Source organism: Streptomyces sp. NPDC058375 (assembly GCF_042723425.1).
Taxonomy (GTDB): domain Bacteria; phylum Actinomycetota; class Actinomycetes; order Streptomycetales; family Streptomycetaceae; genus Streptomyces; species Streptomyces durocortorensis.
Genome location: NZ_JBHXJG010000001.1, coordinates 24,952 through 46,175 on the forward strand (window position 1 = coordinate 24,952; position 21,224 = coordinate 46,175).

A 21,224-nucleotide genomic window follows, 5' to 3' on the forward strand; every position below is an offset into this window, starting at 1 on the left:
ACGGCTGCGGCGGGTCCTCAGCGGGCCCGCCGTACGCCCGCCTCTTCCGCGTACTCCCCCAGGACGACGACGCCGAACGCCGTCGTCACGAACACCTTCACGGCGCGCAGCGCGTCTCCGACGCGGTGGGGTCGGTGGTCACCGGTCACCGCGGTCGCGCCGTGCGCGGGGCCGGTCCTGCGTGGGTTCAGGGTGGCTGTGCTCATGTATCCATGGTGCTCCTGTCACCCGTTCGGGCGCGTCGGCCCGCAGACGGAAGCCGGTGAGCGGGCGTGTAGGTCTGCGGTGCCATGCGGGGGCCCGGCATCCCCTACGGGTGCCCCTTGGACCCGCCCCCTCAGGTGGAGCCCGCGTACGGTCAGCCCGCGTACGGTCAGCCCGCGTACGGTCCCCTGCGCGGCGGAGCCCCGTAATTCGTTTCGACCGTACGCCGCCCTGTGGCTACAATCGCCGGTCTGCCCGCCTCCCGCACCGTGGTACCGGCCTTCGCTGCCGGCAGCCGGGGGAGCGCCGCCGGCCGGACGGAAACCGGCCGACACCCACGCGAACCAACCTTCCGAGCGGACCGCCCTGCTCCGGCTTCAGCCGGCACCGGCGCGGTCCGCCGTCCTGCGTTGAAGAGCCGGAGGCAACACCGTGCCCGCGCACGTAGCAGAAAGCGATTCCACCCCCGAGCCCACCGGCACCACCGACCCCACCGGCGGCACCGACCCCCTGGCGCACGAGCGTGCCCATCTCGCCGCGTCCCGCGCCGCCCTGCGCGGGATGCGCGAGGACGTCCAGGCCCTCGACATCCGCGATGTCACCGCGAACTGGGTCAACGCCGCCGTGCTCCAGTCCCAGGTCGACGACCGCATCAAGGCGCTCGCCGATCTCTCGCACACCCCGCTGTTCTTCGGCCGCCTCGACTATCTGCACGCCGTCGGCGGCGAGCCGGCCGAGGGCGCGGACGGCGAGCGGTTCTACATCGGCCGCCGGCACGTCCACGACGCCGCCGGGGATCCCATGGTCATCGACTGGCGTGCGCCGGTCTCCCAGCCGTACTACCAGGCGTCCCGCACCAGCCCCCAGGACGTGGGGCTGCGCCGCCGCTTCGGTTACACGGGCGGCGAGCTGACCGCGTACGAGGACGAGCACCTCACCGACCCCGCCCAGGACGGCCCCGGGGCCGAGCAGACCAGCCGGCTCCTCCAGGCGGAGATCGAGCGGCCGCGCGTCGGCCCGATGCGCGACATCGTCGCCACCATCCAGCCCGAGCAGGACGAGATCGTACGGAGCGGTCTCGGCGGGACGGTCTGCGTGCAGGGCGGGCCCGGCACCGGGAAGACCGCCGTCGGCCTGCACCGGGTGGCGTACCTGCTGTACGCGCACCGCGAGCGGCTCGCCCGCACCGGCACCCTCGTCATCGGGCCGAACCGTTCCTTCCTCCACTACATCGAGCAGGTGCTGCCCGCCCTCGGTGAGCTGGAGGTGAAGCAGGCCACCGTCGACGACCTGGTGCGCACCGGCGTCGAGGTGCGGGGCGAGGACGAGGCGGCCACCGCCGTCGTCAAGGGCGACGGCCGCATGGCCGAGGTGCTGCGGCGGGCCATCCGCTCCCATGTCACCGCCCCCACCGAGCCCGTCGTCGTGGTGCGCGGCTCCCGGCGCTGGCGCGTGCCCGCGTACGAGATCCAGGAGATGGTCGACGAGCTGCTGGCCCGCGACATGCGGTACGGGGCGGCGCACGAGGCGCTGCCGCAGCGGATCGCGCACGCCGTCCTCGTACGGATGGAGGAGGCCGGGGAGGCTCCCGACGACCGGGTGCAGAACGCCGTGGCCCGGAATCCGGCGGTGAAGGCGGCCGTGAAGGCGATCTGGCCCGCAGTGGATCCGGCGAAGCTGGTGCTGCGGCTGCTGTCCGACGCGGAGTTCCTGGCCGCGCACGCGGAGGGGCTGCTGAGCGAGGAGGAGCAGAAGCGGCTCCTGTGGGCGAAGCCCGCCCGCAGTGTGAAGTCCGCGAAGTGGTCGGCGGCGGATGCGGTGCTCATCGACGAGGCCGGTGACCTCATCGCCCGTACGCACTCGCTCGGCCATGTCGTGCTCGACGAGGCGCAGGACCTGTCCCCCATGCAGTACCGGGCGGTGGGGCGGCGCTGCTCGACCGGTTCGGCGACCGTCCTCGGCGACCTGGCGCAGGGGACGACCCCGTGGTCCACGGAGAGCTGGGGCGAGGCGCTGTTCCACCTGGGCAAGGCGGACGCGGTGGTGGAGGAGCTGACCGCCGGTTTCCGCGTGCCGCGCGAGGTCATCGCGTACGCCTCCCGGCTGCTGCCCGCGATCTCGCCGGGGCTCGCGGCGGTGGAGTCGGTGCGGGAGTCGCCGGGGTCGTTGGCCGTACGGGAGGTGGCGGGCGGGTTGGCAGGTCTGGACGCGGCTGTCGTCGCCGCCTGCGAGGAGTCGTTGCGTAACGAGGGGTCGATCGGGCTCATCGCCGCCGACGCCCGGATCCCGGTGCTGGGCGCGGCGCTGGAGGCGGCAGGGCACGCGTACCTGTCTCCCGGGGAGGAGACCACCGCCGCGTCCCGGCTGACGCTGGTGCCCGCGTCTCTGGCGAAGGGCCTGGAGTACGACTACGTGGTGCTGGACGAGCCCGCCGCCGTGGTGGACGGCGAGCCGGACGAGCGGACCGGGCTGCGGCGGCTGTACGTGGCGCTGACCCGTGCGGTGTCGGGGCTGACCGTGCTGCACGCGGCGCCGTTGCCGGAGGTGCTGGTTCAGGCGTAGGGCCCTCGGGTGCGGGACTGTCCGGTCCCGCACCCCGTCAGCCCTCAGGCGTCCAGCGCCTCGCGCCACTCCCGTACGGCTGCCGCCTCGACCGGGGCCGACCAGCCCCGGGGGCGGGCCGCGCCGCCGATGTGGACCGCGTCGATCCCCGCCGCCCGCAGCCGGGGCAGGTGGTGCAGGTGGAGACCGCCGCCGACCAGGATCTGCGCCTGGTAACCCGGCTCGCCGGTACGGGCCGCCTCGGCCAGGAGGGCCGGGATGCCGGCGTCCACCCCGTCCGGCGAGCCCGCCGTGAGGAACGTGTCGAGGCCGGGCAGGTCCGCGAGTTGCTTGCGCAGGGCGTCACGGTCGGCGGCCCGGTCGATCGCCCGATGGAACGTCCACCGGCAGCCGTCCAGCTCGGCGACGAGCCGCTCGACGGCGACGAGGTCGGCGTGGCCCTCCTCGTCGAGGAAGCCGAATACGAACTCGTCGGCCCCCGCCTCCCGCATCTCGTGGGCCTTGCCGACCAGTACCTCGATGTCACCGGCGGCGAACCCGTCCGCCACCCTGAGCATCACGCGCAGCGGGATGTCGACGGCGGACCTGATCGCCGCGAAGGTCTCCCGGGACGGTGTCAGACCGTCGGCGGCCATGTCGGTGACCAGTTCGAGGCGGTCTGCACCACCGGCCTGGGCAGCGACCGCGTCCTCCGCGTCGAGAGCGATCACCTCCAGGACTGCACGGTTGCTCATGGGTCCTCATTCCTCCGATGCACAGCTACAGGTCTAGTCCAATGGCCAGCCTACGGGTCGGTAGACGGACAGCGCAGCCCTCTATCTCAACGCATGGCCGCGGTGACGCGCGAGCCGACCCCGCAGACGAGTGACCCACACCTCCGACTCTCCCCCGACTCTCCTCCGACTCCCCCTCCACCTCTCCCCCACCCCCCTCCCGTCACACCTTGCACTTCATAGGGGCGGGGGGTATACATGGAGAGAGAAGAAGATACCCCCTAGGGGTATTCGGACGGCTTCAGGGAGGACCTCGTGTCCGCGCACTCCGCCACCACCGCTACCACCGCTTCCGGCTCCGGCTCCGACGCCGGCACCGCCGCGGTCGAGCTCGCGATCGGCGGGATGACCTGCGCCTCGTGCGCGGCCCGAATCGAGAAGAAGCTCAACCGGATGGACGGCGTCGAGGCCACGGTGAACTACGCCACCGAGAAGGCGAAGGTCACCTACCTGGGCGCCGACGTCTCCGTCGAGGATCTGATCGCGACCGTCGAGGCCACCGGCTACACCGCCCGGCCGCCGGCTCCGCCCGCCCCACCCGCGTCCGCCGCCGCTGCCCCACCGGGGAGCGGCGCCACGGACCGGAGCACGGACCGAAGCGCGGACCGGGGCGCGGGGCAGGGCGCGGGACCGAGCGCGGACGACGACGGGCTCACCACCCTGCGCCAGCGCCTGATCACCGCCGTCCTCCTCGCCGTACCGGTGATCGCGATGGCGATGGTCCCGGCGCTCCAGTTCGATTACTGGCAGTGGCTCTCCCTGACCTTGGCCGCCCCGGTCGTCACCTACGCCGCCTGGCCGTTCCACCGTGCCGCCTGGACCAACGCGAAGCACGGCGCGGCGACGATGGACACGCTGATCTCCGTCGGCACGTCGGCCGCGTTCCTGTGGTCGGTGTGGGCGCTGTTCTTCGGGACCGCGGGCATGGCCGGGATGACGCATCCCTTCGAGTTCACGATCGCCCGCAGCGACGGCGCCGGGAACATCTACCTGGAGGCGGCGGCCGGGGTGACGGCGTTCATCCTCGCCGGGCGCTTCTTCGAAGCCCGCTCGAAGCGGAAGGCCGGGGCGGCGCTGAGGGCGCTGATGGAGCTGGGGGCGAAGGAGGTCACGGTTCTGCGCGACGGCGTCGAGTCGACGATCTCGACCGCAGCGTTGCAGGTCGGGGACCGTTTCCTGGTGCGTCCGGGGGAGAAGATCGCGACGGACGGGACGGTGGTCGAGGGATCCTCCGCCGTGGACGCGTCCATGCTGACGGGAGAGTCCGTGCCCGTGGAGGTCGCTGTCGGCGACACCGTCACCGGCGCCACCCTCAACGCCGGCGGCCGCCTCGTCGTCGAAGCCACCCGCGTCGGAGCCGACACCCAACTCGCCCGCATGGCCCGCCTCGTCGAAGACGCCCAGAACGGCAAAGCCTCCGCACAACGCCTCGCCGACCGCATCTCCGCCGTCTTCGTCCCCGTCGTCATCACCCTCGCCCTCGCCGCCCTCGGCTTCTGGCTCGGCAACGGCGCCGGACTCACCGCCGCCTTCACCGCGGCCGTCGCCGTCCTCATCATCGCCTGCCCCTGCGCCCTCGGCCTCGCCACCCCCACCGCCCTCATGGTCGGCACCGGACGCGGAGCCCAACTCGGCATCCTCATCAAGGGTCCTGAGGTCCTGGAGACCACCCGCCGCGCCGACACCATCGTTCTCGACAAGACCGGCACCGTCACCACCGGCCGCATGACCCTCCAGGCCACCCACACCGCCCCCGGAACCACCACCGAAGCCGAAGTGCTGCGGCTGGCCGGTGCGTTGGAGAACGCCTCCGAGCATCCCATCGCCCAGGCCGTCGCCGTCGCCGCGACCGACGCCGTCGGCCCGCTCCCCACCCCCGAGGACTTCACCAACGTCCCCGGACTCGGCGTCCAGGGCATCGTCGAAGGGCACGCCGTCCTCGTGGGACGCGAACAGCTCCTGGCCGAGTGGGAGATCCGGCTGCCCGCTCCCCTCGCCGAGGCGAAGCAGGCAGCCGAGGCGGCCGGGCGCACCGCGATCGCCGTCGCCTGGGACGGCGAGGCGCGGGCGGTGCTGGAGGTCGCCGACGCGGTGAAGGACACGAGCGCCGAGGCCGTCCGCCGGCTGCGCGCCCTCGGCCTCGCCCCGATCCTCCTCACCGGCGACAACCGGGCCGTGGCGGAGTCGGTCGCGGCGGAGGTCGGCATCGACGAGGTGTACGCGGAGGTCATGCCGCAGGACAAGGTCGACGTGGTCAAGCGCCTTCAGAGCCAAGGACGTTCGGTCGCGATGGTCGGGGACGGGGTCAACGACGCCGCCGCCCTCGCCCAGGCCGACCTGGGCCTCGCGATGGGCACCGGCACCGACGCCGCCATCGAGGCCGGGGACCTGACCCTCGTCCGCGGCGACCTCAACGCCGCCGCCGACGCGATCCGCCTCTCCCGCCGCACTCTCTCCACCATCCGCACCAATCTCTTCTGGGCCTTCGCCTACAACGTCGGCGCCCTCCCGCTGGCCGCCGCCGGGCTCCTCAACCCGATGATCGCCGGGGCCGCGATGGCCTTCTCCTCCGTCTTCGTGGTCGGCAACTCCCTGCGGCTGCGCACCTTCAAGGGCGTGTGAGGCCCGGGGCTCGGGGCCGGGCGCGGCGGGAACCCTTTCGGTCCCGCCGCGCTCAGGCGCGTCCTGAGCCGCGTACGAAACGCAGCCGGGTTCCCGGCACCGCCTGCGCCGCCGCGGCGAGGGCCCGTTCGGGGACGACACCGACGACCGGGTAACCGCCGGTCGTCGGATGGTCGTTGAGGAAGACGACGGGCCGGCCGTCCGGCGGCACCTGGATCGCGCCCAACACCATCCCCTCGCTGGGCAGTTCCTCCGTACGGGACCGCTCCAGCGGCGGGCCGTCCGTGCGCAGGCCGATGCGGTTGCTCTGCGACGAGACCCGGTAGGCGGCGGTGAGGAGCGTACGGAGCGCGGCATCGGTGAACCAGTCGTGGCGGGGGCCGGGATGGACCGGGAGCACCAGCTCTGCGGGGACGCCCGGCCAGGGGACGGGACCAGCGGGCGGTGGCGGAGCGTCCGACGCCGGTTCGCCCAGGGGGAGTTCGTCGCCCTCGCCGAGCGGGGCGGGCCCGAGCCCCGAGAGGAGGTCAGCCGAGCGGCTGCCCAGCACCGGGTCCGGCGCCAGGCCGCCCGCGAACGCCAGGTAGCTCCGGAGTCCGGTCCCGGCGGGGCCCGCGTCCAGCACCGCGCCCGCGGGCACCTGTGCCGGCGCGCCCCACGCCACCGGCCGCCCGTCGACCGTCACCCGGCAGCCCGCCCCGCCGACGACGGCCACGACCGGCCGGTCCGGGCGGACCGCGCACCCGGTGAGGGTCGTCTCCAGGACGGCGGCGTCCGGCGGGTTGCCCACCAGCCGGTTGGCCAGCCGGGCGGCGGGCCCGTCCAGCGCCCCGGCCCGGCCGACCCCGAGGTGCGCCCAGCCGGGGCGGCCCGCGTCCTGCACGGTGGTCAGGGCTCCGGGGCGTACGACGTGCAGGCGGGCGGCGGCCCCGGGGGGCGGTGCGGACGTCATGCGCGCTCCTTGCCTCCGCCGCCGGCCCGGGGATCCTGCGGCTCGCCCCCGCTGGGCTGGCCCGCCCGGGGAGCCGGCACCGCGCCCGCCCCGCCGTCCTCCCCGGGAGCCGGCACCGCGCCCGCCCCGCCGTCCGTCATCGCCGTGGTGGCGGGAGCGATGCTCCCGCCGTCCGCCGGCGCGGCCCCCACCGCCTCCACCGCCACGAACCTCACCGGCGTCCCCGGCACGAGCAGCGCCGCCGGCTCCCGGGCCGGATCCCACAGGGCCCCCGGGTCCGGCATCCGCCCGACGATCTGCCAGCCGCCGGGCGAAGGGCGCGGGTACACCCCCGTGTAGGGCCCGGCGAGGGCCACCGCCCCGGCCGGCACCCGGGTGCGCGGGGTCGTGCGCCGGGGCACGTGCAACCGCTCGGGCAGCCCGGTGAGATAGCCGAACCCGGGGGCGAACCCGCAGAACGCCACCCTGAACGCGGTACGGGAGTGGAGGGCGGCCACCTCTGCGACCGGCACGCCCCAGAGCGCCGCGACCTCGCCCAGGTCGGGGCCGTCGTAGACCACGGGGATCTCCACCGGGTCGCGGCCCTCGCGGTGCGGCGGCTCCACCCGCCACGAGGCGAGCTCGCGGGCGAACCGGTCCCGCGCGCCGGGCGTGCGCTCCGCAATCCCGTCGAGCAGGACGGTACGGGCGGCCGGGACGATGTCGCGTACGGCGGGGATCCGGCCGTGCTCGCGGCGGCGCAGCAGTTCGGCGTGGAAGGCCTCGGCGTGCTCGCCGTCGGCCAGCTCGACCAGCAGCGCGTGCGGCCCGGCGGGCAGAACGCGCACCTCGCCCGAGAACGCGGCCGCCCCCGCCGGAAACGTGGCCGCCTCCGCCGAAGACGTGGCGGCCTCCCCCGGCGACGTGGGGGCCTCCCCCGTACCGTCCGGGCCGGTCACGCGAACGCCCGTACCGCGACGCCCGCTTCCTCCAGCGCGGCCCGGACCCGGCGGGCGAGGGCCGCCGCGCCCGGGGTGTCCCCGTGGACGCAGAGCGAGCGCGCCGAGACCGGTATCCGGCTGCCGTCCGCCCCGGTCACCGCGCGCTCGACGGCCATGCCGACGCTCCGGCGGACGACCTCGTCCGGGTCGTGCACCACCGCGCCCGGCTCACCGCGCGGGACGAGGGTGCCCTCCGGGGTGTACGCGCGGTCGGCGAAGGCCTCCTCGACGGCGGGCAGTCCGGCGTCGGCCGCGTGGGCGAGCAGCCGGGATCCGGGCAGTCCGAGCACGGCCAGGTCGCCGCCCGCGAGCCGGACGCCCGCGACGACGGCGGCGGCCTGGTCGTCGTCCCGGACGGCCCGGTTGTAGAGCGCGCCGTGCGGTTTGACGTAACTGACGGAGGACCCGGCGGCCTCCGCGAAGACCCGCAACGCGCCTATCTGGTAGGCGATCTCGGCGGTCAGCTCGGCGGACGGCACGTCCATCGGCCGCCGCCCGAACCCGGCCAGGTCCCGGTAGGAGACCTGCGCCCCGATCCGTACCCCGCCGGCCGCCGCCGTGTCGCAGACCCGCCGCATCACGGAGGCGTCGCCCGCGTGGAAGCCGCAGGCCACGTTGGCGCTCGTGACGACGGCGAGGAGCGCGTCGTCGTCGGTCAGGGTCCAGGCGCCGAAGCCCTCGCCGAGGTCCGCGTTGAGATCCATCGTCACGGGCGCACGGTAATGACCGTTCAGCGGCGCGACAAGGGCCGGTCCGGCGAGTGGCGGGCCTGCGGGCCCCGCGCACCGCCGGTCTTGACCCGTACGTCCTAGAGTCGTCCCATGACGGACAGCCCACGCCTGCCCTACGACCCCGGCCTCCGGCAGCGCTGGCACGACACACTGCTGGCCGCGCGCGCCGGGGCGGACGGACCCGACCCCCTGCCGTACGCCGAGAACCTCCTCGCCCGCTGGGCCGAGCCGCAGCGCCGCTACCACACGACGGCCCACCTGACCGCCGTCCTGGACGGCATCGACGCCCTGGCCGGGTACGCCGACGACGTGCACGCGGTACGCCTCGCCGCCTGGTTCCACGACGCGGTGTACCGGCCCGACCGGAGCGAGAACGAGGAGCGCAGCGCCGCCCTCGCCGAGCGTGCGCTGCCCGAGGCGGGGGTGCCGGAGGCGGTGACGGCGGAGGTGGCCCGGCTGGTCCGGCTCACCGTCACGCACGACCCGGTGGACGGCGACCGCAACGGCGAGGTGCTGTGCGACGCCGACCTCGCGGTCCTGGCGAGCGGGCCGCAGGAGTACGGGACGTACGCGGCCCGGGTCCGGGAGGAGTACGGCTTCGTGCCGGACGAGGCGTTCCGGGCGGGCCGGGCGGCGGTGCTGCGGCAACTCCTCGGCCTGCCACGGCTGTTCCGTACCCCGCACGGCGCGGCGGAGTGGGAGGCGCGGGCCCGGCACAACCTGGCGACGGAGCTGGAACTGCTGACCTCGTCCGGCACGGCCTGACCACGCGTCCCGTCCCCGCGAATGTTCCGGTTCGTTCACGGTGTCGTCCCGGTCAGGCCCTCGCCCGACCGGTGAAGCCCGGCGACCGCTAACGTCTCGCATCGCAGATGCACACACTCTGCAAACGCAGCTCTTTCATGTTTCCGCTCATACGAACTCCACGGGGGTACCGCGAAATGTCCAAGGGATACGGCACGACGGTCGGCAGAACTTCCCGGCGGCGAATGCTGCGCCTGGCCGGGGGCGGCCTCACCATGGCGGCGCTGGGAGCCGGACTGACCGGCTGCGAGGACGAGAGCGCGACCGGCGGCGAGGGCAGCACGCCGCCGCCGCCCAGCGCTTCCCCCGAGGAAGGAAAGGCGCCCGAGGGCGGCGGGGCCCCCGCGCCGCTGTGGACGAAGTCGGTCTCCGCGCAGACGTACGGGGACAACGACGAGCTGGTGACCGTCGACGGCGTGGTGATCGCGAGCGGCGATCCGCTGGCGGCCCTCGACGGCGCGACGGGCGAGGAGCGGTGGTCGCTGCCCGGCGGCGCGGTGCCCGGTGCGCCGCTGCTGCTCGGCGACGGCACCCTGTATCTGGCCAGCGGCAAGTACGACGGCAGCGTCATCGGTTACGTACCGGGTTCCGGCAAGGAGTCCTGGCGCAGCCACCTCGGCAAGGAGTACCGGCAGCCGAGGCCGATCGCGGTGGACGGGGAGCAGGTGTACGTCATCGCCGAGATCCTGGAGGCAGACAACTCCTCCCGCACCAACGTGATCGCCGCGCTGAACAGCACCACGGGCAAGGTCGCCTGGAAGGAACAGCGCGACCTCGGCACCCAGCAGAACGGCATCCACGCCGCCGTACAGGGCCGCCATCTCGTCTACACCGACTTCAAGAACAACCTCACGGTCCGCGACACCGCCACCGGCCGGCAGGTGTGGACGCAGAAGACGACGAAGACGAGTTACGGGCCGTTCGTCGTCCACCAGGATCTGGTGATCGTCCCGCAGGGGCAGCGGCTCCAGGCCTTCGCGCTGTCCGACGGGGCCGAGAAGTGGTCCGTGGAGGCTGAGGAGTTCGCCCTGTTCCGGGAGCCGAGCCTCGTGGAGGACGTGCTGTACATCGCGGACAGCGGCCGCACGCTGTGGGCCCTCCAGCCGGGGACCGGAAAGAAGGTCTGGCAGTCCACGGCCCTCAAGGACGCGAGCGCCCAGGTGCCCCGGCAGTTCGTCACGGCGGGCGGCACGCTCTACGGGGCCACCGACCTGGACCCGCAGGGCGGGATCCACGCCTTCGACGCGAAGACGGGCGGCCTGCGCTGGACGTTCAACGACAAGTCCGGCGACCACCACGCCTGGCTGGTGGCCACCGACGGGAAGCGCGTCTACGCCCTGCACGGCAAGAAGCTCCACGCCCTGCCCGTGTGACAGGTGACTTACGTGACAGGGGTGTGAACAGGCGGGCCCTCCTCCCGGCGCCGGGGAATGCGGATGCGTTCTCCGGCGTTGGGACGAGTCATGCCCGACTCTCCCGCCCGCCGCGCACCCATGCCCCTGGCCGTATACATTCTCGGCCTCTCGGTCTTCGCACTCGGCACCAGCGAGTTCATGCTGTCGGGCCTGCTCCCGCCGATCGCCGACGACATGAACGTGTCGATCCCGCAGGCCGGGCTCCTCATATCCGCGTTCGCGATCGGCATGGTGGTCGGCGCCCCGCTGCTGGCCGTCGCCACGCTCCGGCTGCCCCGCCGCACCACGCTGATCGCGCTGATCTCGGTGTTCGGCCTCGGCCAGATCGCCGGTGCGCTGGCCCCGACGTACGAGATCCTCTTCGCCTCCCGCATCGTGAGCGCGCTGGCCTGCGCGGGTTTCTGGGCGGTCGGCGCGGCCGTGGCCATCGCGATGGTGCCGGTGAACCAGCGGGCGCGGGCGATGGCCGTGATGATCGGCGGGCTGTCCGTCGCCAACGTGCTGGGCGTGCCGCTGGGGGCGTTCCTCGGCGAGCACCTCGGCTGGCGTTCGGCGTTCTGGGCGGTGGGCGCGGCCTCGGCGGTCGCCCTGGTCGGCGTCGTGACACGCATCCCGCACATCCCGCTGCCGGAGAAGAAGCCCGAGCTGAAGCGGGAGCTGGCGATCTACCGGGACCGGCAGGTCTGGCTGGCCATCGTGATCACCGCGCTCGCGGCGGGCGGGGTGTTCTGCGCGTTCAGCTATCTGGCGCCGCTGCTGACGGACGTGGCGGGCCTGGACTCGGGCTGGGTGCCGTGGATCCTCGGCCTGTTCGGGGTGGGCGCGCTGATCGGCACGATGATCGGCGGCCGGGTCGCGGACGCGCACCTCTTCGGGGTGCTGCTCAGCGGCATCACGGCGTCCACGGTGTTCCTGGCGGCGCTGGCCCTGTTCGCCTCCAGCCAGGTGGCGGTGATCGCGCTGGCGTTCCTGCTGGGCCTGTCCGCCTTCTTCACGGCCCCCGCGCTGAACGCCCGGATGTTCAACGTGGCCGGGGCCGCCCCGACGCTGGCCGGAGCCACCACGACGGCCGCGTTCAACCTGGGCAACACGAGCGGCCCGTGGCTCGGAGGCACGGTGATCGACCTGGACTTCGGCTTCGCCTCCACGGCCTGGGCGGGCGCGGCGATGACGGCCCTGGCCCTGGCGGCGGTGGGCGTGGCGCTGCACCTCCAGCGCGGCGGCGGCGAAGGCGGGACCGGCCGGTCGCGGTCGCGGCTCATCGCGAAGAGCACGACGGCGGGCGCCGGGCGCACGGCGCGAGCCGATTCCGTCCCGTCGACGGGCGCGTGACTCCGTAACTCCGGGCCTACCGAACCGGACTCCGTAGCTCGGGGCCCACCGAACCGGACTCCGTAGCTCGGGGCCCACCGAACCGCTTTCGGCCGCCGCCCGGCCGATACCCGTCGGGTCTGCCGAACAGCAGCCGAAAAGTCGCTACCGACCAGTAGCGAGACGGCCACCCGCCCTTCATCATTGAGCGCGAGCATGACAACCCGTCGTCCGACCGACGCACGGGCCATCGGCAGGTTTCCCACCCAGGAGTCCTCATGCATGCAGGCGCCACCGTCCAGCGCACCGCCGCGACGCTGACCGCGACGCTCGCCCTCGTCGCGATCCCCGTCACTTCGGCCGGAGCGACGGAGATGACGACCCCGGCCCGCACCGCCCCCGCGACGACCGCCACCGCCCGTGCCGCGGACGTCGACTACGCCGCCTGGCGGCGGGACGTCGCGGCGGTCGTCGCCGAGGCGCGGCCCTGGATCGAGGCCCGGACGGGGAGCGCCGGGAGCGAGAAGCAGGCGATCGTCCTCGACATCGACAACACCGCGCTGGAGACGCACTTCCACCCGTTCTGGGCGCTGCCCACGCCCGCCGTCGCGGATGTCCGCGAACTGGCCCGCTACGCCGACTCGCGCGGCGCGGCCGTCTTCTTCGTCACCGCACGGCCGGGCATCATCCACTCGCTCACGGACTGGAACCTGAAGAAGGCCGGCTACCCGGTCGACGGACTCCACGTACGCAGCCTGCCGGACCTCTTCGAGGAGGTCAGCGCGTACAAGACCGAGCAGCGGGCGGAGATCGAGGCGAAGGGCTACAAGATCATCGCCAACATCGGGAACAACACCACCGACATGGTCGGCGGCCACGCCGAGCGCGGCTTCAAGCTCCCGGACTACGACGGCCAGCTTTCCTAGCGAGTCGGCAGCGAGCCGACAGCGAGCCTTTCAGCAGACGGGGCGGCGGGCCGCCGGGGTGGGCTACCCCGGCGCCGGCCGCCCCTTCGGCCTGCGGAGCCCCGCGGCCGTGAGCCGCCGGACCAGCTCCTTCGAGCCGATCTCCCGCGCCCCGGCCCGCACGGCGTCCGCGTAGTGCGCCTGTGGTACGTCGTAGTGGTCGCGCTCGAAGGCGCGCGGCGGGCAGCCGATCGCGGCGGCGAAGGCGTGCAGCTCCTCGAACGAGACATCGCTGACCAGGTGCGACCAGAGGCGGCCGTGTCCGGGCCAGGTGGGCGGGTCGATGTAGAGCGTCACCGCCGCAGCACCTCGCCCAGCGCCCCCACCGGCGCCACCGCCACGGCCGCCTTGGTGCAGACCCAGTGCGGGTCGGGCCCGAGTTCCGGCTCGACGTCCAGGGCGTGCGGCTCGTCCTCCGGCGAGCACGCGGGGCACAGCGGCCACCGCCCGTACCGTTCCAGCAGCGCGTCCTGCACGTCCTGGGCGACCAGACCGGCCACGAACTCCGCACCCTCGGGCCACTGCTCCACCCACCAGCGCCGGTGCGTCACCGCGTCCTCGACCAGCGAGACGATGTCCGCCTCGGCGACGTCGGCCGCCGCCAGGTCGGCCATGACGAGCGCGCGGGCGGTGTGCAGGGCCTGCTCCAGGGGGTTCAACTCCATGCCCCCCATTGTGCGCCCGGGGCGGAAAGGGCCCCGCCAGAGGTCTGCCAGAGGTCTGCCAGAGGCCGCCACAGGTCTGCCAGAGGTAGGGACCAAAGAGGGGTTGACGGACCTCGGGGTTGAAAATATCTTTCAGACGTGACCAGTGACGTGAAGGAAATTTTCAGCAGCGACTCTCCGCCCGCCCCCGCGGCCCTCGCCGCCAAGGTCCGGACCCTCGCTCCCTCCATGACCCGCTCGATGCAGCTGGTCGCCGAAGCCGTGGCGGGCGACCCGGCCGGCTGCGCCGCCCTCACCGTCACCGGTCTCGCCGAGCGCACCGGCACCAGTGAAGCCACCGTCGTCCGCACCGCGCGCCTCCTTGGCTACCCCGGCTACCGGGACCTGCGCCTCGCGCTGGCCGGCCTCGCCGCGCACCAGGAGTCCGGCCGGGCCCCCGCCGTCACCGCCGACATCGCGGTGGACGACCCGATCGCCGACGTGGTCGCCAAGCTCGCCTACGACGAGCAGCAGACCCTCGCCGACACCGCCGCCGGGCTCGACACCGTACAGCTGGGGGCCGCCGTCGCCGCCGCGTCGACCGCCCGCCGCATCGACGTCTACGGCGTCGGGGCGTCCTCCCTCGTCGGCCAGGACCTGGCGCAGAAGCTGCTCCGGATCGGGCTGATCGCCCACGCCCACATGGACCCGCACCTCGCGGTGACCAACGCCGTGCAGCTGCGCAGCGGCGACGTGGCCATCGCGATCACGCACTCCGGCTCCACGGGCGACGTGATCGAGCCGCTGCGGGTCGCCTTCGACCGCGGGGCGACGACGATCGCGATCACCGGGCGGCCCGACGGGCCCGTGTCGCAGTACGCGGACCATGTACTGACCACGTCCACGGCGCGCGAGAGCGAGCTGCGCCCCGCCGCGATGTCGAGCCGGACCAGCCAGCTGCTCGTCGTGGACTGCCTGTTCATAGGCGTCGCACAGCGGACGTACGAGACCGCCGCGCCCGCCCTGGCCGCCTCCTACGAGGCCCTCGCCCACCGCCACACCCCGCGCACCCGCTGACCCGCCCCGGGCACCCGGCCGACCCTCCGGAACGGGCCCCGCACCACCCGTACGCGTACGAGACCGAGCACCCCGAGAAAACCGAGAAAGCTGAGCCGCACCCCATGACCTCCACCACCGACGCCAACCCCGACACCCCTGGCTCCGCCGTTACCTACGGCGAGCTCCGCGCCCAGCTGGCCACTCTCACCACCGAGGCGTTCCGCCCCGAGCTGGCCGAGATCGACCGGCTGGCCACGCAGGAGATCGCCCGGATCATGAACGGCGAGGACGCCACCGTCCCGGCCGCCGTCGCCGAGCGGCTGCCGCAGATCGCCGCCGCCATCGACGCCACCGCCGAGCGCATGGCCCGCGGCGGCCGGCTGATCTACGCGGGCGCGGGCACGGCGGGCCGCCTCGGGGTGCTGGACGCCAGCGAGTGCCCGCCCACCTTCAACACCGACCCGGCCGAGGTCGTCGGCCTGATCGCGGGCGGCCCGTCCGCCATGGTCACCGCCGTCGAGGGCGCGGAGGACAGCAAGGAGCTGGCCGCCGCCGACCTGGACGCGCTGAAGCTGAGCGCCGACGACACCGTGGTCGGGATCTCCGCCTCCGGCCGCACGCCGTACGCGATCGGCGCGGTCGAGCACGCCCGCGCGCAGGGCGCCCTGACCATCGGGCTCTCCTGCAACGCCGGCTCCGCGCTCGGCACCGCCGCCGAACACGGCCTGGAGGTCGTCGTCGGCCCCGAGCTGCTCACCGGCTCGACCCGGCTGAAGGCGGGCACGGCGCAGAAGCTGGTCCTCAACATGATCTCGACGATCACGATGATCCGGCTCGGCAAGACGTACGGGAATCTCATGGTCGACGTGCGCGCTTCCAACGAGAAGCTGCGCGCCCGCTCCCGGCACATCGTCTCCCTGGCTACCGGCGCGTCCGACGCCGCGATCGAGGCCGCCCTCACCGCCACCGACGGCGAGGTCAAGAACGCGATCCTGGTCGTCCTCGGCCAGGTCGACGGCCCCACCGCCGCCCGGCTCCTGACCGAGTCCGACGGCCACCTGCGCGCCGCCCTCGCGGCCGTACGCACCACCTGACCCACCCCCGGGTACCCCGACCCCACCCCCCGCACAGCAAGGCACCGAGCACCATGGCCACAGAAGACAAGAACCGCGCCACCGCCGCCGCGATCCTGCCGCTCGTCGGCGGCGGGGCGAACGTCGCCTCCATCGCCCACTGCATGACCCGACTCCGCCTCGGGCTGCACGACCGGAGCCTCGTCGACGACGAGGCGCTGAAGGCCCTGCCCGCCGTAATGGGCGTCGTCGAGGACGACACGTACCAGATCGTGCTGGGTCCGGGCACGGTCGCCCGGGTCAGCCCGGAGTTCGAGCAGCTGGTCGAGGAGGGCCGCGCGGCCGCCCCGGAACCGACGCCGGGTGACGCCCCCGCCGTCTCGGCCGATGAACTGGCGGCACAGGGCGCGGCGATCAAGGCACAGCAGAAGGCGAAGAACGCCACCCCGTTCAAGCTGTTCCTGCGGAAGATCGCCAACATCTTCGTGCCGCTGATCCCGGCGCTCATCGGCTGCGGGATCATCGCGGGCCTCAACGGTCTGCTGGTGAACCTGGAGTGGCTGCCGTCCGTGACGCCCGCGCTGGCGGCGATGGCGTCGGGCTTCATGGCGCTGATCGCGGTGTTCGTGGGCTACAACACGGCGAAGGAGTTCGGCGGTACGCCGATCCTGGGCGGTGCGGTGGCGGCGATCATCGTCTTCCCGGGCGTCGCGAACATCGACGCCTTCGGCCAGACGCTCTCGCCCGGCCAGGGCGGTGTGCTCGGCGCGCTGGGCGCGGCGGTCCTCGCCGTGTACGTCGAGAAGTGGTGCCGCCGGTGGGTGCCGGAGGCGCTGGACGTGCTGGTCACGCCGACCCTGACGGTGCTGATCTCCGGCCTGGTGACGATCTTCGGCCTGATGTACGTGGCCGGGGAGATCTCCTCCGCGATCGGCACGTTCGCCGACTGGCTGCTCTCCAACGGCGGCGCGGGCGCGGGCTTCGTGCTCGGCGGCCTGTTCCTCCCCCTCGTCATGCTGGGCCTGCACCAGGCGCTGATCCCCATCCACACCACGCTCATCGAGCAGCAGGGCTACACGGTCCTGCTCCCGATCCTGGCGATGGCTGGGGCGGGCCAGGTGGGCGCGGCGATGGCGGTCTACTTCCGCCTCCCCCGCAACGAGTCGATCCGCCGCACCATCAAGTCGGCGCTCCCGGCGGGCCTGCTGGGCGTCGGCGAACCCCTGATCTACGGCGTCTCCCTCCCCCTCGGCCGCCCGTTCATCACGGCGTGCGTCGGCGGGGCGTTCGGCGGCGGCTTCGTCGGCCTGTTCAACCAGCTCGGCGACACGGTCGGCTCGACGGCCATCGGCCCGTCCGGCTGGGCCCTGTTCCCGCTCCTGGACGGCAACCACGGCCTGGGCTCGACGATCGCGATCTACGCGGGCGGCCTGCTGGTGGGCTACGTCGCCGGCTTCCTGGCCACGTACTTCTTCGGCTTCGGCAAGGACCTGCTGGCCGAGTTCAACGTCTCCCAGGAACCGGCCCCGTCCACCATCGCGGCGACGGGCGGCACGACCCCGGCGACCGCGCCCCCTGCCAAGGGCAGCCCGGACTCCGGCGGCACCGACCCGGGTTCCCCGGCCAAGGCCCCGGCGGGCGTCTGACCACGAGGTAACAGCCGGCGAACGTCCGCGTACACCGCCACTGACGGGACCACCACTGACGCCGCGCACCGGCGCCCGCCCTGCGGACTACGCCGTAGGTACGGCCCGCACAGGACCACCGACCGATCCGCCCCGGGCACCCCGCCGCCTAGCGTCGTCTCCATGCGAATCGGACTGCTCGGCACCGGAAATGTCGCCCGCGCCCTGGCCCACGGCTGGCGCGCCGCAGGGCACGACGTGCTCCTCGGATCGCGCCACCCCGGGGAGCGGACCGGCCTCGGCCTCCCCGTCGCGGGCCTCGACGAGACGGCCGCGCACGCGGAGGTCCTGGTCAACGCGACGCCCGGCGGCGTCTCCGTGGACCTGCTCCGCTCGATCGGGGCCCCGGCGCTGGCCGGCACCCTGCTGATCGACGTCGGGGTCGGCCTCTCCGACGACTTCAGCGCCCTCACCCACCCCAACAGCAGCCTCGGCGAACTGATCCAGGAGGCGTTCCCCCTGACGCCCGTCGTCAAGACGCTCTGCACGATGGACTCGACCACCATGACCGCCCCGGGCGACCTCACCGAGCCCGGCACGGTGTTCCTCTCCGGCGACGACCCCGAGGCCAAGGCCACCACAGGCCGGCTGCTCACGGACCTCGGCTGGCCGGCCTCCTCCCAGCTCGACATCGGCGGCATCACGACCGCCCGCGGCCAGGAGCACTTCGCGTTCCTGTTCATGGGGATCGCGGGCGGGGTGAACTCCCACACCTTCAACATCAAGGTGGTCACCCGGCCGTAGCCCCTCCACCCCTCAGGCAGGGCCGGGGAACTCCTCCGTCAGCAGCTGTACGTCGAACGGGGACGGCACGGTCAGCGGCTTGCCGAACGGCACCGCGTCCGTGTGCTTGTAGGTGCCGTCCTCGTTCGGTTCGGTGAACAGCGTCACCATCAGCCCCCGGGTGTCGAACCGGTCGATCAACAGATACATCGGAACGCCGGCCCGGGCATACGCGCGGTACTTCTTGGTGCGGTCCTCCCGGGCATTGCCGCGCGAGGTGATCTCGACGACGAGCAGCGCCTTTGAGGCGTCCATCGGGTCGCTGGTCCCGGGATCGGCGGCGGCGATCAGCTCGGTGGGCATGACGACCAGATCGGGGACGTACAGCTTGCCGAGCGGCGCGATGTGGATGCCGAGCGTCTGGTAGATCTCCAGATCCTCGGGCAGCGTCGCGTAGAGCCTGCGCTGAACCCGGGCAGCGATCCCGTTGTGGTGTGCGTGCCGCGGCGGTACCAAAACGATCTGCCCCTCGTCGATCTCGGCGCGCCACCCCTCGGGCACGTCCAGCTCACGCCATGTCTGAAGCAGGTAGCCCCACGCGCGCCCATCCGATGCCTGGCCGTTCTCGACAAACGCTGCGGTCATCGCGGATCCCTTCTTCCGTGGCCTTGCCGGAGCAGGCTAGATCGGGGGTTTCACGGCCGCCGGCCGTTCCCTCACAGCGTCCCGCGAACGAGTGGTCGCGCACAGGCAGCACGCCCTTACCGCCCGGTACCCACGACCCAGCCCCAGGAATGAGAACCGGCCCGCCGGTCATACTGGCCCAGGACAGACAGTGGACAGCCCGCACCCTCGGCGCCCGCTCGGGGAGGTGTGGGCCGACCGCCGAGGGGCACACGACGGTCAGCAGAGATATCCCGGACGTATCGATGAACCGTCGCGCGAACGAGCCAGGCGACCTTCGCGAAAGGAGCCACACATGAGCGACTCCCTCTGGGGCTACCAGCCGGCGAGCGGTCACACCGCGGGCGCCGACCTGACCGGATATGCGGTCGAGGCGACCGACGGCAGTATCGGAAAGGTCGACAAGCACTCCGAGGAGGTGGGTTCGGCCTATCTGCTCGTCGACACCGGAGTCTGGATCTTCGGCAAGCACGTCCTGCTGCCCGCGGGCACGGTGAAGCGCATCGACGCCGAGGACCGGAAGGTCTACGTCGACCTCACCAAGGAACAGGTCAAGGACTCCCCGGAGTTCGACCGCCACCAGCAGACCGAGGACCCGACCTACCACGAGCAACTGAGCGCGCACTACATGGCCTACCGCGTCATGTGACGCGGTGCGCGCCCCCTCGACGGCGGCGGGCCCGACCCCGAGGAGGGGCCGGCCCCGCCGCCCCACGTGCGGGCGCACGGGTGGGCGGGCGTATGGACGGCGGCCCTCAGACCACCAGGTCCGACCAGAACGGCACCCGGTCACCGGCCGCCGGCTCCGGCCACCCCTCCCCCGGATCCCGGTCCCCGAACTCCTGCTCCACCCACTCCGCCAGGTCCCGCCCGTAGTGGATGGTGTCGGCCCCGACGACGGAGAGCACGGGCCTCCCGTACGCCGTCCCGCTCACACTTGTCCCTGTCCCGACCCCCGCGCCCCGCGCCGCCAGGTACCGGTGCGAGTAGAGCGGGATCAGCTTCGGTACGGAGGCGAGTGCGGCCCGCGCCACCGCGACGGCCTCCGCCGGGTCCGCCGGGCGCGGCCCCCAGCGGCCGCCGGGGAGCCACCAGCCCCTCTCCACCGAGAACAGCAGTCCCTCCACCGGCCACGCCAACCGCTCCCGGATCAGGGCCGGGTCGCCGTCCCGCCAGTCGTTCCACGGGTTCCGCGGAGACTCGCCCTCCTCCGGCGGGGCCGCCCGGCCCACCGGCAGCCCGGCCGCCAGGAAGCCCCGGTGGTCGTCGGCGAAGACGATGCCGTACGCCGCCTCGATCCGGTCGAACTCCGCGTCGCTCAGGCCGGGCCGCAGCTCGCACACGCCCAGCTCCGCCAGACGGCGCGCCGCCCGCACTCCCTCGTCACCGGTCATCGGGGCAGCGTAGCGACCGCACCCCGCCCGGCGAGCGGGGGGCAGCCGGTCGCGCCGCCCGTCCGCACCCCTGCCGGCCTCAACGCGGCAGCTGCCCCTCCCTGTTGATCTCCGTCACCCGGGCCCGCAGCACCACGCCCGGCGACGCCGGCCGCACCGCCTCCGGCGGGCAGTCCCACTCCGGCCCGCCGCCGGGCGGCCGCAGCCGCACGTCCGGCCCCGACCGGCCCGTCACCCGGCCCACCCGCCCGTCCCGCGCGTCCACGGCGAACGCGCCCTCCTCGGGCGCACCCGGCACACATCCCTCACCCGTCATGACCGCTCTCCTTCTCCGCCAGCACCTCGCACAGCCGCAACGCGGTGTCGATGTTGCAGCGGCCCAGATCGACCAGGGGCGCCGGTTCGTCGCCCGCGCACGAGACCGGGTCGATCCGCAGGGACGGCAGCTTCACCCCGAACTCGGCGAGCCCTTCCCTCAGCTGCTCCACGGCGTCCTCCGCCGTCCGTACCCGCTCCGCCGCCGCCTTGCGCCGCTCCATCGCTTCCATGCCACACACCTTCCACTCTGCGTGATGGGCATGCATACCCAGCGTGTTCAACGCGCAGTTGACCCGGAAGAGGCGCCTACCGGGGCTCCACCACC

General features: G+C 73.4%; 22 protein-coding genes. 11 read left to right on the forward strand and 11 right to left on the reverse strand.

Going from position 1 to position 21,224, the window contains the following annotated elements; all coding sequences use genetic code 11:
• Positions 1–17: 17 nt before the first annotated feature.
• Complete coding sequence (locus tag ACFWM7_RS00110; protein ID WP_383253222.1) at positions 18–206, reverse strand: hypothetical protein; 189 nt, start codon at positions 204–206, stop codon at positions 18–20.
• A 430-nt stretch (positions 207–636) separates the two neighbouring features.
• Here ACFWM7_RS00110 and ACFWM7_RS00115 point away from each other — a divergent pair, with 430 nt between their 5' ends.
• Positions 637–2,766: a HelD family protein gene (locus ACFWM7_RS00115; RefSeq protein WP_383253223.1), complete on the forward strand. Its 2,130-nt coding sequence runs from the start codon at positions 637–639 to the stop codon at positions 2,764–2,766.
• Between the two features lie 44 nt (positions 2,767–2,810).
• Here the strand turns inward: ACFWM7_RS00115 and ACFWM7_RS00120 are convergent, their stop codons facing one another.
• Positions 2,811–3,500 carry a copper homeostasis protein CutC gene (locus tag ACFWM7_RS00120; RefSeq protein ID WP_383253225.1) on the reverse strand — a complete coding sequence of 230 codons (690 nt, stop codon included), beginning with the start codon at positions 3,498–3,500 and terminating at the stop codon, positions 2,811–2,813.
• A 294-nt stretch (positions 3,501–3,794) separates the two neighbouring features.
• On the opposite strand from ACFWM7_RS00120, the gene ACFWM7_RS00125 reads away from it, so the two are divergent.
• Positions 3,795–6,161 carry a heavy metal translocating P-type ATPase gene (locus ACFWM7_RS00125; protein ID WP_383253227.1) on the forward strand — a complete coding sequence of 789 codons (2,367 nt, stop codon included), beginning with the start codon at positions 3,795–3,797 and terminating at the stop codon, positions 6,159–6,161.
• A gap of 52 nt (positions 6,162–6,213) precedes the next feature.
• Here the strand turns inward: ACFWM7_RS00125 and ACFWM7_RS00130 are convergent, their stop codons facing one another.
• From ACFWM7_RS00130 to ACFWM7_RS00140, 3 genes are all read right to left on the reverse strand, one after another.
• A complete protein-coding gene (locus ACFWM7_RS00130) occupies positions 6,214–7,113 on the reverse strand; it encodes a biotin-dependent carboxyltransferase family protein (protein WP_383253230.1) in 900 nt (299 codons plus the stop codon).
• Complete coding sequence (locus ACFWM7_RS00135; protein ID WP_383253382.1) at positions 7,110–7,940, reverse strand: allophanate hydrolase subunit 1; 831 nt, start codon at positions 7,938–7,940, stop codon at positions 7,110–7,112. Before ACFWM7_RS00135 ends, ACFWM7_RS00130 begins: the two co-directional genes overlap by 4 nt.
• Before the next feature lie 107 nt (positions 7,941–8,047).
• Positions 8,048–8,797, reverse strand: coding sequence for a LamB/YcsF family protein (locus ACFWM7_RS00140; RefSeq protein ID WP_383253384.1), 750 nt, complete (start codon positions 8,795–8,797; stop codon positions 8,048–8,050).
• Positions 8,798–8,914: 117 nt separating this feature from the next.
• Between ACFWM7_RS00140 and ACFWM7_RS00145 the strand changes: the two genes are divergently transcribed.
• The 4 genes from ACFWM7_RS00145 to ACFWM7_RS00160 all read left to right on the forward strand — a co-directional run bounded on the left by ACFWM7_RS00145 (position 8,915) and on the right by ACFWM7_RS00160 (position 13,280).
• Complete coding sequence (locus tag ACFWM7_RS00145; RefSeq protein WP_383253232.1) at positions 8,915–9,589, forward strand: hypothetical protein; 675 nt, start codon at positions 8,915–8,917, stop codon at positions 9,587–9,589.
• Positions 9,590–9,765: 176 nt separating this feature from the next.
• Positions 9,766–11,001, forward strand: a complete 1,236-nt coding sequence (locus ACFWM7_RS00150; RefSeq protein WP_383253234.1) for a PQQ-binding-like beta-propeller repeat protein — start codon at positions 9,766–9,768, stop codon at positions 10,999–11,001.
• Positions 11,002–11,121: 120 nt separating this feature from the next.
• Positions 11,122–12,375 (forward strand): Cmx/CmrA family chloramphenicol efflux MFS transporter, encoded by a 1,254-nt coding sequence (locus tag ACFWM7_RS00155; protein WP_383253386.1) that lies wholly within the window; start codon positions 11,122–11,124, stop codon positions 12,373–12,375.
• A 257-nt stretch (positions 12,376–12,632) separates the two neighbouring features.
• Positions 12,633–13,280 carry an HAD family acid phosphatase gene (locus ACFWM7_RS00160; protein WP_383253236.1) on the forward strand — a complete coding sequence of 216 codons (648 nt, stop codon included), beginning with the start codon at positions 12,633–12,635 and terminating at the stop codon, positions 13,278–13,280.
• Positions 13,281–13,343: 63 nt separating this feature from the next.
• Here ACFWM7_RS00160 and ACFWM7_RS00165 read toward each other — a convergent pair whose 3' ends face one another.
• Together ACFWM7_RS00165 and ACFWM7_RS00170 are read right to left on the reverse strand one after the other, a co-directional pair.
• Positions 13,344–13,616, reverse strand: coding sequence for a DUF4031 domain-containing protein (locus tag ACFWM7_RS00165; protein WP_383253238.1), 273 nt, complete (start codon positions 13,614–13,616; stop codon positions 13,344–13,346).
• The gene (locus tag ACFWM7_RS00170) at positions 13,613–13,984 is read right to left on the reverse strand and encodes a hypothetical protein (protein WP_191047596.1); all 372 of its coding nucleotides are present in this window, start codon (positions 13,982–13,984) and stop codon (positions 13,613–13,615) included. The genes ACFWM7_RS00165 and ACFWM7_RS00170 overlap by 4 nt, the downstream gene beginning before the upstream one ends.
• 138 nt (positions 13,985–14,122) lie before the next feature.
• Between ACFWM7_RS00170 and ACFWM7_RS00175 the strand changes: the two genes are divergently transcribed.
• From ACFWM7_RS00175 to ACFWM7_RS00190, 4 genes are all read left to right on the forward strand, one after another.
• Entirely contained in the window at positions 14,123–15,040 is a 918-nt protein-coding gene (locus ACFWM7_RS00175) for a MurR/RpiR family transcriptional regulator (RefSeq protein WP_030593557.1), read from the forward strand.
• A gap of 104 nt (positions 15,041–15,144) precedes the next feature.
• Positions 15,145–16,116: an N-acetylmuramic acid 6-phosphate etherase gene (murQ, locus tag ACFWM7_RS00180; RefSeq protein WP_383253241.1), complete on the forward strand. Its 972-nt coding sequence runs from the start codon at positions 15,145–15,147 to the stop codon at positions 16,114–16,116.
• 53 nt (positions 16,117–16,169) lie between these two features.
• Complete coding sequence (locus tag ACFWM7_RS00185; protein WP_383253243.1) at positions 16,170–17,741, forward strand: PTS transporter subunit EIIC; 1,572 nt, start codon at positions 16,170–16,172, stop codon at positions 17,739–17,741.
• 162 nt (positions 17,742–17,903) lie between these two features.
• Positions 17,904–18,524, forward strand: coding sequence for an NADPH-dependent F420 reductase (locus ACFWM7_RS00190; protein ID WP_383253245.1), 621 nt, complete (start codon positions 17,904–17,906; stop codon positions 18,522–18,524).
• 12 nt (positions 18,525–18,536) lie between these two features.
• Here ACFWM7_RS00190 and ACFWM7_RS00195 read toward each other — a convergent pair whose 3' ends face one another.
• Complete coding sequence (locus ACFWM7_RS00195; RefSeq protein WP_383253247.1) at positions 18,537–19,148, reverse strand: Uma2 family endonuclease; 612 nt, start codon at positions 19,146–19,148, stop codon at positions 18,537–18,539.
• A 334-nt stretch (positions 19,149–19,482) separates the two neighbouring features.
• Here ACFWM7_RS00195 and ACFWM7_RS00200 point away from each other — a divergent pair, with 334 nt between their 5' ends.
• Entirely contained in the window at positions 19,483–19,836 is a 354-nt protein-coding gene (locus ACFWM7_RS00200; RefSeq protein WP_383253249.1) for a PRC-barrel domain-containing protein, read from the forward strand.
• 106 nt (positions 19,837–19,942) lie between these two features.
• Here the strand turns inward: ACFWM7_RS00200 and ACFWM7_RS00205 are convergent, their stop codons facing one another.
• The 3 genes from ACFWM7_RS00205 to ACFWM7_RS00215 form a co-directional block, all read right to left on the reverse strand.
• A complete protein-coding gene (locus tag ACFWM7_RS00205; protein ID WP_383253251.1) occupies positions 19,943–20,581 on the reverse strand; it encodes a hypothetical protein in 639 nt (212 codons plus the stop codon).
• A gap of 79 nt (positions 20,582–20,660) precedes the next feature.
• Entirely contained in the window at positions 20,661–20,897 is a 237-nt protein-coding gene (locus ACFWM7_RS00210) for a hypothetical protein (protein ID WP_383253252.1), read from the reverse strand.
• Entirely contained in the window at positions 20,887–21,129 is a 243-nt protein-coding gene (locus ACFWM7_RS00215; protein WP_383253254.1) for a hypothetical protein, read from the reverse strand. Before ACFWM7_RS00215 ends, ACFWM7_RS00210 begins: the two co-directional genes overlap by 11 nt.
• Between the last annotated feature and the right edge of the window lie 95 nt (positions 21,130–21,224).